The 15,658-nt window shown below is 67.2% G+C and carries 12 protein-coding genes; 3 read left to right on the top strand and 9 right to left on the bottom strand.

The window, feature by feature from the left end; genetic code table 11:
- Positions 1-18: 18 nt before the first annotated feature.
- The 4 genes from HV766_RS03755 to HV766_RS03740 form a co-directional block, all read right to left on the bottom strand.
- Complete coding sequence (locus tag HV766_RS03755) at positions 19-633, bottom strand: superoxide dismutase (RefSeq protein WP_175180588.1); 615 nt, start codon at positions 631-633, stop codon at positions 19-21.
- Positions 634-782: 149 nt separating this feature from the next.
- The gene (locus HV766_RS03750; protein WP_175180587.1) at positions 783-1,985 is read right to left on the bottom strand and encodes a BaiN/RdsA family NAD(P)/FAD-dependent oxidoreductase; all 1,203 of its coding nucleotides are present in this window, start codon (positions 1,983-1,985) and stop codon (positions 783-785) included.
- Positions 1,985-4,246 (bottom strand): arginine/lysine/ornithine decarboxylase, encoded by a 2,262-nt coding sequence (locus HV766_RS03745; protein ID WP_054451997.1) that lies wholly within the window; start codon positions 4,244-4,246, stop codon positions 1,985-1,987. The genes HV766_RS03750 and HV766_RS03745 overlap by 1 nt, the downstream gene beginning before the upstream one ends.
- A 265-nt stretch (positions 4,247-4,511) precedes the next feature.
- On the bottom strand, positions 4,512-4,964 hold the full coding sequence (locus HV766_RS03740; RefSeq protein ID WP_054451998.1) for a hypothetical protein: 453 nt from the start codon (positions 4,962-4,964) through the stop codon (positions 4,512-4,514).
- A 113-nt stretch (positions 4,965-5,077) separates the two neighbouring features.
- Between HV766_RS03740 and HV766_RS03735 the strand changes: the two genes are divergently transcribed.
- Entirely contained in the window at positions 5,078-5,596 is a 519-nt protein-coding gene (locus tag HV766_RS03735; RefSeq protein ID WP_054452319.1) for a GNAT family N-acetyltransferase, read from the top strand.
- A gap of 10 nt (positions 5,597-5,606) precedes the next feature.
- Here HV766_RS03735 and HV766_RS03730 read toward each other — a convergent pair whose 3' ends face one another.
- Positions 5,607-6,848 (bottom strand): GGDEF domain-containing protein, encoded by a 1,242-nt coding sequence (locus HV766_RS03730; protein WP_054451999.1) that lies wholly within the window; start codon positions 6,846-6,848, stop codon positions 5,607-5,609.
- A gap of 164 nt (positions 6,849-7,012) precedes the next feature.
- Here HV766_RS03730 and HV766_RS03725 point away from each other — a divergent pair, with 164 nt between their 5' ends.
- Positions 7,013-7,864 (top strand): GNAT family N-acetyltransferase, encoded by an 852-nt coding sequence (locus HV766_RS03725; RefSeq protein ID WP_175180586.1) that lies wholly within the window; start codon positions 7,013-7,015, stop codon positions 7,862-7,864.
- Positions 7,865-7,868: 4 nt separating this feature from the next.
- On the opposite strand, the gene dcd is transcribed toward HV766_RS03725, so the two are convergent.
- The 4 genes from dcd to apbC all read right to left on the bottom strand — a co-directional run bounded on the left by dcd (position 7,869) and on the right by apbC (position 15,207).
- Entirely contained in the window at positions 7,869-8,432 is a 564-nt protein-coding gene (gene dcd, locus HV766_RS03720) for a dCTP deaminase (RefSeq protein WP_041654363.1), read from the bottom strand.
- A gap of 101 nt (positions 8,433-8,533) precedes the next feature.
- Positions 8,534-12,226, bottom strand: a complete 3,693-nt coding sequence (locus HV766_RS03715; protein WP_415823073.1) for a translocation/assembly module TamB domain-containing protein — start codon at positions 12,224-12,226, stop codon at positions 8,534-8,536.
- The gene (locus HV766_RS03710; RefSeq protein WP_175180585.1) at positions 12,223-14,115 is read right to left on the bottom strand and encodes an autotransporter assembly complex protein TamA; all 1,893 of its coding nucleotides are present in this window, start codon (positions 14,113-14,115) and stop codon (positions 12,223-12,225) included. The genes HV766_RS03715 and HV766_RS03710 overlap by 4 nt, the downstream gene beginning before the upstream one ends.
- Before the next feature lie 3 nt (positions 14,116-14,118).
- Complete coding sequence (gene apbC, locus HV766_RS03705) at positions 14,119-15,207, bottom strand: iron-sulfur cluster carrier protein ApbC (RefSeq protein WP_054452002.1); 1,089 nt, start codon at positions 15,205-15,207, stop codon at positions 14,119-14,121.
- Between the two features lie 101 nt (positions 15,208-15,308).
- Between apbC and HV766_RS03700 the strand changes: the two genes are divergently transcribed.
- On the top strand, positions 15,309-15,584 hold the full coding sequence (locus tag HV766_RS03700) for a hypothetical protein (RefSeq protein ID WP_006226181.1): 276 nt from the start codon (positions 15,309-15,311) through the stop codon (positions 15,582-15,584).
- Positions 15,585-15,658 lie beyond the last annotated feature (74 nt).

The following is a 15,658-nucleotide window of genomic DNA, read 5'->3' as shown; positions in this document are numbered from 1 at the left end:
TCCTTGCGAGAGATGCGCTCAGCGCTGGGCTGCCGCGTAGCGGCGCGCCACTTCAGGCCAATTCACGACATTGTAAAAGGCGCCGATGTACTCGGGCCTGCGGTTCTGGTACTTCAGGTAGTAGGCGTGCTCCCACACGTCCAGTCCCAGGATGGGCGTGTTGCCGTGTATCAGGGGGCTGTCCTGGTTGGCGCTGCTTTCCACCGCAAGCTTGCCGGCCGGCGTGACCGAGAGCCAGGCCCAGCCGCTGCCGAAGCGGGTCAGCGCAGCCTTGGTGAACGCGTCGCGGAAGGCGGCCTGCCCGCCCAGTTCGGACTCGATGGCCGCTGCCAATGCGCCGTCCGGCTCACCCCCGCCCTCGGGCGACATGACCGACCAGAACAGGCTGTGGTTGGCGTGGCCCCCGCCGTGGTTGCGCACGGCGCCGCGGATGGCTTCGGGCAACTGCTCCAGCCGCGCCACCAGGGACTCGACCGGCTCGTTGGTGACGATGCCCGCGCCTTCCAGCGCGGCGTTCAGGCTGTTGACGTAGGTCTGATGGTGCTTGCTGTAGTGGATCTCCATCGTCATTGCGTCGATGTGAGGTTCCAGGGCGTCGTAGGCATACGGCAGGGGCGGAAGGGTGTAGGCCATGCATGTCTCCGTTGGATCCGCCCCCGATTCAGGGTTTGGATCAATATCGAAAACATAAATGATAAGTATTTTTATTTGATATAACAATGGCAGGCTTCCAATACCTGCCATAGCGTCGGCCTATCGGCGCCCTGTCCCGCCAGAGGACGCTACAGCGCCTTGCCGCAGGCCACGCCCGAAGCCCAGGCCCACTGGAAGTTGTAGCCGCCCAGCCAACCCGTGACGTCCACGGCTTCGCCGATGAAATAGAGGCCGGCGACGGTCTTGGCCTGCATGGACTTCTGGTCCAGCCCGCGCGAGTCCACGCCGCCGCGCATGACTTCGGCCTTCTTGTAGCCGGCCGTGCCGCTGGGCACCAGGCTCCATTGATGGATGCCCTGGGCCAGCGTGCGCAAGGTCTTGTCCGGCGCGTCGGCCAGGCGCAGCGCCGCCAGGCCCGGCTTGCCGCCCTGCTCCGCCAGGTGCAGCCAGCGGTCGGCCAGGCGCTTGGGCCAGAGGCCCGCCAGGACGGTATGCAGCTGCTGCCGGTTGCCCGACTTCGACGCCAGCAGTTCTTCCGCCAGATCGCGGCCAGGCGCCAGATCGATCACGATGGGCTCGCCAGGTTTCCAGTAGCTGGAGATCTGCAGAATGGCAGGTCCGGACAGGCCGCGATGGGTAAAGAGCAGGTCCTCGAGGAACTCGCCGCGCGCCTTGCCCTGCCCCGTGTGCAGATTGACCTCCAGCGCCACGCCGGACAATTCGGAAAGGGACCGCCACTGCTCGGCATCGAAGGTCAGCGGCACCAGGGCGGGACGCGGTTCCACGACCTTCAGGCCGAACTGCCGCGCGATCTTCAGGCCGAAATCGGTGGCGCCCAGTTGGGGAATGGCCATGCCGCCGGTCGCGATCACCAGTTTCGCGGCGCGGATCGTGCCCTGGCTGGTGTGCAGCTCGTAACCCTGCTCGCCATGGCCGATCTCGGCCACCGAGCATCCCATGCGCCACTGCACCCTGCCCGCGTCGCACTCCGCGCGCAGCATTTCGATGATGGATTCGCTGGAATCGTCGCAGAACAGCTGGCCGCGATGCTTCTCATGCCAGGCGATGTGGTGGCGCTTCATCAGCGCCAGGAAATCCTGCGGCGTGTAACCGGCCAAGGCCGAACGGCAGAAATGCGGATTGTCGGAGAGGAAGTTGGCGGGGCCGGCGCCAATATTGGTGAAGTTGCAGCGGCCGCCGCCGGAAATGCGGATCTTCTCCGCCAGGCGCTCGGCGTGGTCGACCAGCACCACGCGCAAGCCGCGCTGGCCGGCGACCGCGGCACACATCATGCCCGCGGCGCCGGCGCCGAGTACTGCTACATCGAACATCAGTCTTCGATCAGGCAGTCGACGTAGTAGCGCTTTTCGCCATCCGGACCCACTTCGTCGGCCAGGCCGTGGATGTAGGTTTCGAAGCCCGGGAAGCGCTGGTTGAACTCGCGCGCGAACTGCAGGTACTGGACGATGGTGCGGTTGAAGCGTTCGCCCGGGATCAAGAGCGGGATGCCCGGAGGATACGGGGTCAGCAGCACGCCAGTGACGCGGCCTTCGAGCTTGTCGATGTCGACGCGCTCGACCTCGCGGTGCGCCATGCGGGCGAAGGCATCCGACGGCTTGAGGGCCGGCACCATGTCGCTCAGGTACATCTCGGTAGTCAGGCGGGCCACGTCACGCGCGCGATAGGCTTCGTGGATCTCCTGGCACAAGTCGCGCAGGCCCATGCGCTCGTAGCGGCGATGGTCGCGGCAGAATTCCGGCAGGATGCGCCACAGCGGCTGGTTGCGGTCGTAGTCGTCCTTGAATTGCTGCAAGGCGGTCAGCAGCGTGTTCCAGCGGCCCTTGGTGATGCCGATGGTGAACAGGATGAAGAACGAATACAGGCCGGTCTTCTCGACCACCACGCCGTGCTCGGTCAGGTACTTGGAGACCAGCGCGGCGGGAATGCCGGTTTCGCCGAAGCTGCCCGACATGTCCAGGCCCGGGGTGATGATGGTGGCCTTGATCGGGTCCAGCATGTTGAAGCCTTCGGCCATTTCGCCGAAGCCATGCCAGTGGTCGTTGGACTCCAGGATCCATTCGTCGCGGTTGCCGATGCCTTCCGAAACCAGGCGGTTCGGCCCCCAGACCTTGAACCACCAGTCGTTCTTGCCGAATTCGGATTCCACCTTGCGCATGGCGCGACGGAAGTCCAGGGCTTCGCGGATGCTTTCCTCGACCAGCGCGGTGCCTCCCGGCGGCTCCATCATGGCGGCGGCCACGTCGCAGGACGCGATGATCGCGTACTGGGGCGAGGTGGACGTGTGCATCAGGTAGGCTTCGTTGAAGACGTTGCGGTCCAGCTTGCGGGTCTCGGACTCCTGCACGATGATCTGCGAGGCCTGCGAAATGCCGGCCAGCAGCTTGTGCGTGGAGTGGGTGGCGAACACCATCGCATCCTGGCTGCGCGGACGGTCCTGGCCGATCGCGTGCATGTCCTGGTAGTACTCGTGGAACGACGCATGCGGCAGCCAGGCTTCGTCGAAGTGCAGCGTGTCGACGTAGCTGCCCAGCTGCTTCTTGATCATTTCGACGTTGTAGATGACGCCGTCGTAGGTGCTCTGCGTCAGCGTCAGGATGCGCGGGTTCTTGTTCACCGCTTCGCGCGCGAAGGGGTTGGCCTCGATCTTCTTGCGGATGTTGTCCGGGTGGAATTCTTCCAGCGGAATCGGACCGATGATGCCCAGGTGGTTGCGCGTGGGGCGCAGGAACACCGGAATCGCGCCCGTCATCGTGATGGCGTGCAGGATCGACTTGTGGCAGTTGCGGTCCACCACCACCACGTCGCCCGCGGCCACGTTGGCATGCCACACCACCTTGTTGGAGGTGGAGGTGCCGTTGGTCACGAAGAAACAGTGGTCGGCGTGGAAGATGCGCGCGGCGTTCAGTTCGGATTCGGCCACGGGACCGGTGTGGTCCAGCAGCTGGCCCAGTTCGTCCACGGCGTTGCAGACGTCTGCGCGCAGCATGTTCTCGCCGAAGAACTGGTGGAACATCTGGCCCACCGGGCTCTTCAGGAACGCCACGCCGCCGGAGTGGCCGGGGCAGTGCCAGGAGTACGAGCCGTCCTGCGCGTACTTGACCAGTTCACGGAAGAACGGCGGCGGCAGGCTGTCGACGTAGCTGCGGGCTTCGCGGATGATGTGGCGCGCCACGAATTCGGGGGTGTCCTCGAACATGTGGATGAAGCCGTGCAGCTCGCGCAGGATGTCGTTGGGGATGTGCTCGGACGTCCGCGTCTCGCCGTACAGGTAGATGGGGATGTCGGCATTGCGGAAACGCAGCTCGCCGATGAAGGCGCGCAGGTTCTTGATGGCGCTGGCCACGTCCTCGGGCGAATCCACGTCGAACTCTTCGTCGTCGATCGACAGGATGAAGGCGCTGGCCCGGCTCTGCTGCTGGGCGAACGAGCTCAGGTCGCCGTAACTGGTCACCCCGATCACCTCGACGCCCTCGGCCTCGATCGCCGCGGACAAGGCGCGGATACCCAGACCGGACGCGTTCTCGGAACGGTAGTCTTCGTCGATGATGAAAATGGGGAAGCGGAATTTCATGCAGGCGCTCCTGGGGGCAAGGCGGGTTCGGACGCGTAACGCGGCGCGAGTGTACTTCTAGTAAAAATCCGCCTGATGACAGACGGCGCGAGCACCCGCCAGGGCGGCGGGAATGGCCGAATTGTAGGGCTGTTTTTCTTACAGTCCTAAGGGAAATCCCGGAATGGCCCGGACGGCCGTTGTCATCGCGCCAAAAGCGGACGTTTTCAGCACAGAGAGCCGGGCCGCACGGGGAAGCAAACCGGGCGCCCGAAGCGCCGGGACGCTAGCGGATGGTGCGGGCCTCGCCCGCCTGCAAGGCCATCAGGAACTGTTCGAAATAAGGTGGGATGGCCTCGGCGGAGCCGTAACGGATGCGCCTTTCGACCTTGGCGATGGCGCCGAAGCAGACCTCGGAATCGGGCTCGCCGCAGACCAGCACCACTGGGTCCTCGTCATCGCACACTTCGTAGAGGCCGCCATACGCGCGGCGTCCCACCTCGTAGAGATAGGCGGCGGCGCCGACGGTCTGCATGGGAGTGAGAGGCAAGGTCCCGAGATGGGCGGCCTCCAGCGCTTCGTCCAGCGCATGGACGCTGGATGGCGTGTAATCCAGCACGGCGCCAGCCGAGCCGGCTGCCTGGACGAAGTCCTGCGCAGCACCCGCCACGCGCGCCACGAACTCTTCCTGGACTTCGTCGCGCTTGGCGTCCTGGTTTGTCTTGAGGAAACCGAACATCATTGGCTCCTTTGTGAAAACCGCAAGCGGCGTTAGGACCATTATAGGCAGCGCGTCCCCCTATACTGGTGAATCCACCGCCGAACGTTCCCTATTCCCAACACTTGCCGACCATGTCCCCGATCACCGTCCGACGCCTTGTTCCCGCCGACGCGGCGCCGCTGCGCCAATTGCGCCTGGACGCCCTGGTGGAAACCCCTGAATCGTTCGGATCGAGTTACGAAGAGGAACACACGCTGACATTGGAGGATATCCGCGGCTGGATCCAGCCTTCGGACGACAGCGCAATGTTTGGCGCGTTCTGCGGTGGGGTCCTGGCCGGCATGGTCGGCGTGGGCCGACAGCGCAAACTGAAGATGCGCCACAAAGCGCACATCTGGAGCATGTACGTGGCGCCGGCGCAGCGCGGTCAGGGCCTGGCCCGGCAACTGATGCAGGCGGCGATCGCCCATGCCTCGGGCATGCGCGGCATCCGCCAGGTGCAGCTGAGCGTGACCGCCAACAATCAGGCCGCCACCGCGCTGTATCTAAGCCTGGGCTTTGCCGAATACGGGCGCGAGCGCGAAGCGCTATGCGTCAACGGCGAACTCTACGACGAAGCGCTGATGGCGCTGCCGCTGGCCGGCAAGTAGCGGCGCGGCATCAGGCCGCGCCAGTCCGGCGCCGCGTGCTGAACGCCCGCACCAGATTGCGGCCTTCGTCCTTGGCTTTGTAGAGCGCCTGATCCGCCGCCTTGATCACCGCGTCGGGCGCGCGCAGGGCGTCGCTGCGTTCGGCTACGCCTATGCTGACCGTCACCCGCAGCGGCCGCGCATTGCGCGCGTCGCGCCCGCCGCGACGGCGCAGGCCGATCTGGTCGGCCTTGGGGCGCACCGGCTTGTCGCGCAGGCGCATCTGGTAGGCCTCGATGGAGCGCCTGACGCTTTCCAGGTGCGGCATGCTTTCCGCCGCGGTCTTGCCCGGGAACACCAGCGTGAATTCCTCGCCGCCGTAGCGGTAGGCCCGGCCGCCGCCCGGCACGCGCCGCAACTGCGCCGCCACCATGCGCAGGACCTGGTCGCCTACGTCATGCCCGTGGGTGTCGTTGAAAGCCTTGAAGTTGTCGACGTCGGCCATCGCCAGCGTATAGACGCGCCCCATGCGCTGCAGACGCTCGTTCAGCGCGCGCCGGCCCGGCAGACCGGTCAGCTCGTCGCGAAACGCCATGTGGAAACCTTCGTGGGCCAGCGAGATGCACAGGGCCGTCAGCGCGGCGGTAGACATCAGCGCCAGTTCGACGGGATGCTCCGCCCCGCGCGGCAAGGCCCACGCCATGCACACGAATCCTAGCCACTGCCCCGCCTGCTGCGGACGCCCATAGCGCAGCAACAGCAGGGTCAGCGTCAGGCCCGTGGCCAGCAAGGCGATCAATCCTTCGATCGGCACGCTCAGGTGGGCCAACCTGCCCTGCACGGAGAGCATGCCAAGCAGATCGTTCACGCCGTCCTTGCCGGCCAGCGCAATCGCCGCCGCGCCGGCGGCGATCATGCCGATGCGGGCGGCCAGGTCCAGCAACATGCTGGAGCGCTCGGACCACAGGGCGTTGATGGTGTAGGCCAGGGACCACCACGCCAGCGCCGGTCCGACGGCCCAGGGCGCTTCCGTGGCCAGCGCCGGCCAGGCCGCCGTGGCGGCCAGCACGCTGAGCATCAGCACCATGGTCTGTGCGCGCTGGTACATCAGGCACACGGCAACGCCGATCAGCGCCATCACCCAAGGCACGAACGGCACGATCTGCGTCAAGGCCGGCGGCCATTCGCGCCACAGCAGCAGCCCCACCGCAGCGGCCACCGGCAGCGCAGGATAGAACAACAAAGGCAGCCAGGGGATATGGGGGTAACGCACGGGTCGGGGCTTTTTTACGCTTGCGGAGATGACGTCGCCAAATCGGCAAACACATGTACTGTCATTTACGGACGCGGCCGCGATGTTCTTTAGCGGATTTGCAAGTAACACCGCGCGCCGCGGCCATGATATGTTTTTTTCTTCACTCAGCAGACGGCCCCCCAATGCACATCCTGGTCAACATCGACGTGCCCGATCTCGAACACGCCATCGACTTCTATCAACGCGCGTTCGGCCTGACGCTGCGACGCCGGATAGGACCGACGGTGGCCGAGATGGCAGGGGCCGAGGCGCCCATCTATCTGCTGGAGAAGGCGGCGGGTACGCCTGCCGCCGGCGCCACGCGCCAGCCGCGCGACTATGCGCGGCACTGGACGCCGGTGCATCTGGACGTGGTGGTGGAGGACGCGGACCGCGCGGTCGCACAGGCGGTGGCCGCTGGCGCGCGCCTGGAAGACCCGGCCGTCTCGCACAACTGGGGCCGCATCGCCCACCTGAGCGATCCCTACGGTCACGGCATCTGCATCCTGCAGTTCCTGGGCCGGGGCTACGATGAGCTGTCCACGCCGCAGCTGCAATACGCCCCGGTCTCGGAAGCGGATTTCGAAGACCTGCTGGCGCTGCGCATCGAAGCCATGCGCGAAAGCCTGGAGCGCCTGGGGCGCTTCGATCCTGAACGCGCGCGCTCGCGGCTGCGCAGCACATTCCGGCCGGAACACACCTGGTCCATCGAGCAAGATGGCCAGCGGATCGGGTTTTACGCGCTGCGCCCGGAGGGTGACGGCTTGCGCCTGGATCATCTGTACATCCGCCCCGCCGCGCAGGATTCGGGGCTGGGCGGACAGGTCATGCGCAAGATCCTGCAGGAGGCCGACCGCCTGGGGCTGGCGGTAAGCCTGGGCGCGCTGCGCGACAGCGATTCCAACCGCTTCTACCGCCGGCACGGGTTCGTGCAGACGGGCGAAAGCGAGTGGGATATCGACTACCTGCGTCCGGCGCCGCGGCGCGCGGACTGAGACTTCAGGTGCGCGGCAGGGTCACGCCGCGCTGGCCCTGGTACTTGCCGCCGCGATCGCGGTAAGAGGTCTCGCAGACTTCGTCGCTTTCCAGGAACAGCATCTGCGCGCAGCCTTCGCCCGCGTAGATCTTGGCCGGCAGCGGCGTGGTGTTCGAGAACTCCAGCGTCACGTGGCCCTCCCATTCGGGTTCCAGCGGCGTGACGTTGACGATGATGCCGCAGCGCGCATAGGTGCTCTTGCCCAGGCAAACCGTCAGGACGCTGCGCGGGATGCGGAAGTACTCGACCGTGCGGGCCAGCGCGAAGGAATTGGGCGGGATGATGCAGACGTCGCCCTTGAAATCCACGAACGAGCCTTCGTCGAAGTTCTTCGGATCGACGATGGTGGAATTGATGTTGGTGAAGATCTTGAACTCGTCCGCGCAGCGCACGTCGTAGCCGTAGCTGCTGGTGCCGTAGCTGACGATACGCCCGCCATTGGCCGTGCGGACCTGCCCTGCTTCGAAGGGTTCGATCATGCCGGCTTCGGCCTGGCGGCGGATCCAGCGGTCGCTTTTGATGCTCATGGTGGGAATGGTGCTAGGGAATGGAATGGACGCCATTTTATCCCGAGTGCGGATGCGCCACCGGCGAGGGGCCGGGCGGGACCGTGCCGCCCGGCTCCGCCTCAGTTCCCCCAGAAGGTCCGGTAGACCAGCGCGATGCCATTGACCGCCCCGCCCTTCAGGTCCACCGACAAGCCGCGCGCCAGCCTGTAGCTGGCGCGGCCGACGGTATCGCTGCCCGCCAGCGCCTGTTCCACGCTCAGGGTGATGCCGTTGGCGAAGGTCTTGCTGGCCACCAGGAATTGCGTGGCCAGCTGGCTGTCGCTGTCCCGGTTGACGTCGCCGGCCACCGTGCGGTCCGGCAGGATGCTGCCGGAGCTGCCGATGTTGCCCGTCTTGATGCTGACGTCGTCCAGGCCGAACTGCTTGTAGAACGGCTGCCCGCCGCCCAGCAGCGCGGTACCCACCGACATCAGCAGCGCCGCGTCGCCGCCGCTTTCGTCGGGGCCGCGGCCGAGCAGCAGCCAGGACAGCTTTTCCACGTCGCTGACGTCCGGGTACGACACCAGGTCGATGCGCGGCCGCTGCGCCGTGCCGACCACCTTGACGCCCGCCTCGACCTGTTCGCCCGTGCGCAGCGCCTCGATATCCAGCAAGGGGTTGTCCAGACGGCCCTGGAAGGTCAGCGTGCCGCGGCTCAGGCGCAGCTTCTGGCCGTAGGCTTCGATGCCGCCGCCACGGGTGCGCAGCGCGCCCACGCCGGTCAGGCGTCCATCGTTCAGCATGATCTGAATGGAGCCCAGCAGGCCGGCGTCCAGCCCCATGCCTGTGATGTAGAAGCGCGGCCCCATGTCGAACTTCAGGTTCATGCTGGTCTGCAGCGGCGTGGAGACGGTGCCGGGGTCATCGCCCGGCCGGCGCACCTTGACGTCATCGTCCAGCGACGGCACGCCCTGCAGGATTTCCAGGCTGAACCAGCCGGCGTCCGCCTTCAGGTCGCCCACGATGTCGATGCGCGGCATGGCCGCCTTCACGTCGATGACCCCGGACACCATGGCGTAGCGGTCCGAACGCTGCAGCGCCGGGAAGCGGTACAGGGTCAGCCGGATATCGCCGCCGCCATCGATGAAATTCCACTGCCCCTTGGCTTCGGCGTAGCCGCCCTTTGCCTCGGGATTGGTGGTGATCCATTCCTTGGTGCGCCATTCGGCCGGCATCACCCGCAACGAGGCCGGGAAGCGCAGGCTTTCCAGCACCACCCGGTCGCCGTCCAGGCGCGCGGACAAGGTGCCGTCGATCAGCCGCACGCCGTCGTCGATGCGCACCACGCGCAGCTTGTCGCCGCGGATGCTGCCGCTGGCCGACCATTTGCCCGCCAGGGTGCCCTGGGCTTCCAGATTGGCCTTGACCGTGCCGCCGACTTCCATCGAGTCGCCCACGAACAGGCCAACCCAGGCCAGGTCGGCGATATCCGCGTCCAGCTTGGCGCGCAGCGGCTGGCGCGGGTCCAGCGCCATGCCGCCCTTGGCGTCCACCACCAACACGGCGGTGCCGGTGCCGTTGATGAGGCCCATCTTGTCGGTGGCCAGATTGACCTTGGCGTCCAGGCGGCTGGCGTTGGCGGAGGTCGGCGTGGCGGTCAGGTCCAGCACCAGCGCCTTCAGTCCCAGCGGGATGGGAGGATCGCCCGGTATCAGCAGGTCGCCCTCGCGGCGCGCGATGCGCGCGCGGCCGCCCAGCCGGCCGTCGAACTTCAGATCCCACAAGACGTCCAGCGCGATGCGGCGCTGGCCCTCGGGCACCATCGCGTTCACGCGGCCGGGCCGCTTGCCCAGCTTGGCCGCGGCCTCGGGATCGAAGGCGCCTATCACCTGGCGCGCCATGGCGGCCGTGATCACCAGGTTGTCGGCCTTGCCCGCCGTTTCCCAACGCTTGCCGCCCCCCCGCGAACCCTGGTGCGCCAGGACCACGCGCTCCTTGCCAGGCAGGGTCAGGCTCAGCGCCGTCTGCCCCACCTGCCACTGCCATTGCGGTTCCACGGCGGAAGGCACGAAAGCCAGCGTGACCGGACGGTCCACGGCCACGGTGAAGCCGGCGGTCTCTGCCGTCAGCCTCGAGAACGTGCCGCGCCATCCCGGCAGGGCTGCGTCGGGCGTGCCGGCTGGCCCCTTGCCCCAGGAACCGGCAAAGACGATGTTGGCCTTGGCGGGCGCCTCGCCCAGCACGCCCGGGCGCGGCTTGGGCGGCGTGTAGCCGGCCGCGAGCTCGCCGCGGTGCGCAGCCAGCGTGCCCGCCAGCTTGCCTTTCAACTCCGCGCCGCCGGGGATGCCCGGCCAGAACGCGTCGAGCTGGGGCGCCTGGGCGTCCAGCGACAGCGCGCCGTCCTTGGCGTCCAGCTCGCCCCTGGCCTGGACCCGGTTGCGGCCCAGCTTCAGGTCCACGTCCAGGCCGTGGATGCGCAGCCCGGCCAGAGGATCGGCCTCGGGCAAGGCGGCACCGTTCGGCACGGCGGCGGATTCCGCGCTATTGGTCGCTGCGGCGATATCCACCTGGGCCTTGAGCGCGCCAGTCAGGGGCTGCTTGTTCCAGCGCGTGCCCTCTTCGAAGCGCAGATCGACCGCGGCGTGGCGTAGCTGGCTCAGGTTCTCGATGTCGGCTTGGACGTCGCCGCGCACGGTCAGGACCGCAGGCGGAACATCCTTGCCCAGCCAGGGCGACAAATCCAGGCGCTGGGCGCTTATCGTGCCCGCGATGCGGTCGCGGCCCGTCCCTTGCGTGCTATCGGATTGCAGGTCTAGTTGCGCGGCCAGGGTCGATTTGTCAGGCAGTTGCGCCTGCGCCCGGGCGCTGCGCAGCACCAGCGCCGTGCGCGGCGCAAGGTCGGCGGTCAGGTCCAGCAGCAGGCCGGAGCCCTCGCCCTCCAGCTTGGCCTGGATACCATCCAAGGAACCGGCGGCATCGGCGCGCAGCACCACCTGGCAGGCGGGCCGGGGCGGCTCGGAAGGCGTCGCCTTGGGATCTGTCCTGGCCCCGGCTTTGGATTCATCCTTGGGGTCGGCCTTGGCGCCAGGCTTGGGCTCAAGCTTCTTGGCAGCGCCCGCCTGACGCTCATACACGCCACTCAGCTTGTCGGCTTCGCACAGCGGGGAATCGGAGCCGGTCCCGCGCGCGGTCACGTCCAGGCGAGCGGCGAACGGCCAGGGATCGGCCATGCCTTGCAGTTCGGCCTGCCCGGAGATGTCCGCCTGCGCAGCCTCGTGGCCCACCCGCAGGCTGGCGATGCGCAACTGCGCGCCCTGCTTGCCCGCGGCGAAGGTGGCGTCCAGATTGCCCAGGGTCACGGGCAAGGGTTCGCCGTCCTGGTCCAACTGGAAGTCGCCCAACGCCACCCGGTCGATAGCGATGTCCACCGGCAGTTCGGGCAAGGAGAAAGGCTCGCCGTCGTCCTCGGCAGGCGCCGTCTCGGGTGTTGCGGTCAGGCCGATGTAAACCGAGCCCGCCGATACATCGCGCACGTGCAGCAGACGGTCGCCCAGGGCGCGCCAGTTCACGTCCAGGTGCAGGTCCGTGATGTCGACGCGGGTGCCGCTGACGTCCAGGTCCAGCTTGCCCACGGAGACGCCGCGCAACAGCGAGCCGCTCACGTCCAGCGCCTGGCCATTCAATTGCTGGGCGGCGGTGGTCAGGAGCAGCCGCGTGCCGTTCTGCGAACCGACCAGCCAGAACAGGAAGCCGCCCGCCAGCACGGCCAGCATGGCCAGGCCCGGCAACCACCACACCAGCACATGGCGCAGGAATTTGCGCAAGGCCTTCAAAACGCGATCCCCAAGGAAAAGTGCAGGCGCAGGTCGCGGTCGCGCTGGCCATAGGCCACGTCCAGGAACAAGGGTCCGGCCGGCGTGCGCACGCGGGCGCCTACGCCGTAGCCCACCGCCATCGACATGTCGCCGAACGATTCCGCGGCGTCGCCCGCGTCCACGAACACGCCCATGCCCCAGCGCTCATTGAAATAGTGGTCGTACTCGATGCTGCCGACCAGCAGCGTGGGCGCGCCCACCACAGCGTCGTCTTGCTTCACGCCTATGCTCTGGTACTTGTAGCCGCGGATCGAACGCGCGCCGCCGGTGCGGAAACCGAAATCGTCCGGCACGCGCACCTTGCTGTTGGACCAGACCCGGCCGACTTCGCCGCGCACGGTCAGCACGTCCAGCTTGCCGATGGGCCACCATTTCTGGGCCCGCAGCCGGGCGCGGGTGTAGGGTTCGCCGGAGTCCAGCGTCACGCCCACGCCGCCGCCCACCGCGATCAGGTTGCCTTCGCGCGGGTCGTACTTGTTATCGACATCGCGGCGCAGCCATTCGGCCGTGGCGGTCAGGGTCGGCAGTTTGTACTGGTCGCCGCCGTCGATCTTCACGTGATCCTCCGCCAGCAGCAGACCCCAGCGGGTCTCGTATTCGACCCGGCTATCGCCCGCGCCCTTGCGCTCCTGCAGGCGCGTAGCGCCCAGCGCGTAACGCGTCACGTCCAGCCCCTGGATGTCGGAGTGGTCGTACAGGACCCCGAAGGAATCCTTGTAGCCACGCTGGTTCGGCGGTAACAGGAAGTCCGCGTAGGCGCGCTGCTGCAGCCGGTCCACGCTGAAGCCCGTCTCCAGGGTGACCGGCTGGCCAAAGACCACGTTCTGCCGGTACAGCGACTCCACGCGCAGGCCGGCCTCGTCGTCCACGCCTATCGATCCGGTGAACCGCTTGGGCGGCGCTTCCACCACCCGTACCTGCACCGGCAAGGTCACTTCGCCGTTCGAGTCGTAGGCGGGCGCAGGCGGCGGTATGCCGCCGGACACGGAAGGATCTCCCGCCGGCGTGGCAGCCGCCAGATCGGTCGAGCCCGGCGCGCGTGCGCGGTCGGCATTGGGCGCAGGAGTCGGCTGCGCCTGGCCCGGCTGCTCCAGCGACACGAACGCGCCGCGGAAGAACGCAGTGGATTGCAGGTCCTGCTGCCAGGTGTCCAGCTTGTTCTGGTCATAGGCGGCGCCCGGCGAGTAGCGCACATAGCGCTCCACCAGCTTCTCTGGCACCCGTTTCAGGCCTTCCGTGGTGAGCTCGCCCATGCGCACCTGGGGGCCGCTGTCTATTGTGACGCGCAGGGCGGCCGATGCCGTATCGGCCTCGATTTCCGCCTGCGACGCGGTCATGCGCGCCAGCATGAAGTCACGCGAGGACACCGCGTCCAGCAGGTTCGACTTGGCCTTGTTCCAGTCGCTGTTGATGAAGGGCTGGCCCGTCTTGAGCTGCCAGTCGTCGCGCAGTTTCTGCACCCGCGCCGCGAACTCGGGCCGGGTGATGCGGCCGGTGAAGCTCAGGTCCACGGACGTAACGGTGGTGCGCTTGCCCGAAACGATACTGATGTCCCAGGTTTCTCCGCCGATATCGGTGCCGGCTTCGAGCTTCACCGTGGGCGAGAAATAGCCCTGGGTGGCCAGGGCCGCCAGCGTCGCGTCGCGCGCGCGCCGACGCAGGCGGTTGATTTCACCGCCGTCCTGGTCTTCCGCCAGCCGCGCGATCGCATCGACGGCTTCGGTAATCGCCTGCAGGGCGGCCGGCGGCACGCCGCCGGGGTCCACAATGATTTCCGGGCGCTTGGCCAACGCCTCGCCCGTCATCACAACAAGTCCTGCCAAGAAGGCGCGGGCTGCCCACCGCATGCGTCAGGTCGGTTGCTGCACGACGATGGACGGGAACTTCCCGGCCATGTCGCGGGGAAGCGCCGCCACGCCAGCTGCCAGCTTGCGGGCGATGCCGCGATACAGCGCCGCGGCTTCGCTGCCCGGATCCGACACCACGGTCGGCGAACCGGCATCGGTCTGCTCGCGGATCGCCAGCGTCAGCGGCAGGCTGCCCAGCCAGGGCGTCTGGTATTGCTCCGCCATGCGCTGGCCGCCGCCCTCGCCGAAGATATGCTCGGCATGGCCGCATTGCGAGCAGATGTGGATGGCCATGTTCTCGACCACGCCCAGGATCGGCACATCAACCTTCTGGAACATGCGCAAGCCCTTGCGCGCGTCCAGCAGCGCCACGTCCTGCGGCGTGGTGACGATGACGGCGCCCACCACCGGCACCTTCTGCGCCAGGGTCAGCGCCACGTCGCCCGTGCCGGGAGGCATGTCGACGATGAGGTAATCAAGATCGCGCCAATTGGTCTGGCGCAGCAGTTGCTCCAGCGCCTGCGTCACCATTGGGCCGCGCCAGATGGCGGGCGAGTCGGCGTCGATCAGGAAGCCGATGGAGTTGGCCTGCAGGCCGTGGCCCGTGAGCGGCTCCATGCTCTTGTTGTCCAGGCTTTCGGGACGGCCCGAGATGCCCAGCATGGTCGGCACGCTGGGGCCGTAGATGTCGGCGTCCAGCACGCCCACCTTGGCGCCTTCCGCCGCCAGGGCCAGGGCCAGGTTCACGGCCGTGGTGCTCTTGCCCACGCCGCCCTTGCCGGACGCTACCGCAATAATGTTGCGCACATTGGGCAAGGGCTTCAGCCCTTTCTGCACGGCATGGGCGGCGACCTTCCAGCTCACCTCGACCTGGGCGTCGGCCACGCCGGCCGCGGCCAGCGCCGCCACGGCGATATCGCGGACCTGGGTGCGCGCGGCATCGGCCGGATACCCCAGCTCGAGCGCCAGCGAAACCCGTCCGCCTTCCAGCTTGATGTCACGATCTTTTACAGAAACGCCCAAATCCATACCGGTATTCGGGTCCTGCGCGGCGCGCAGCGCGGCGCGAATTTGTTCTATCGTTATACTCATGTCACTATGGTTCCGTAGGCAGCGCGGCTTCTGCGGCCCGCCATCCCCTAAAGGATAGCGGATACCCGGGAACCTTTCCCTGCGTTTTGCATCCGATCTTCATGACCAACACACTTATCCGCTTCTTTCGTGCCGTCCTATTCGCCGCCCTGGCCTTGATCGGCATGGCGATGGCGCTGGTGTTCATGCTTTCCACGGCGATCGCCGTGGCGATCCTGTACGTGGTCGCCAAGGTGCGCGGCAAACCTTTCGGCGTACGCGCCTATTGGAGCCAGCGCCAGGGCGCCCGCCCGGGGCCGTTCCAGTCCGCCACCGCCCCCTTCGCCACGCAGCCGCGCGGCGACGTGATCGACGTCGAAGCCCGCGAAATCCGCTGACGGCGGCTTTCCAGCATGCTTGCGCCGCCCGCGGCGCAAGCGGACCGTGGGCTTGTGCGTCCGCGCGGCGGAAT

It is taken from the genome of Achromobacter aegrifaciens, from assembly GCF_902859735.1.
In the GTDB taxonomy this organism is placed as follows: Bacteria; Pseudomonadota; Gammaproteobacteria; order Burkholderiales; family Burkholderiaceae_B; genus Achromobacter; species Achromobacter aegrifaciens.
The sequence above is the reverse complement of the archived record's forward strand: the minus strand, read 5'-3'. Positions and strand labels throughout refer to the sequence as shown.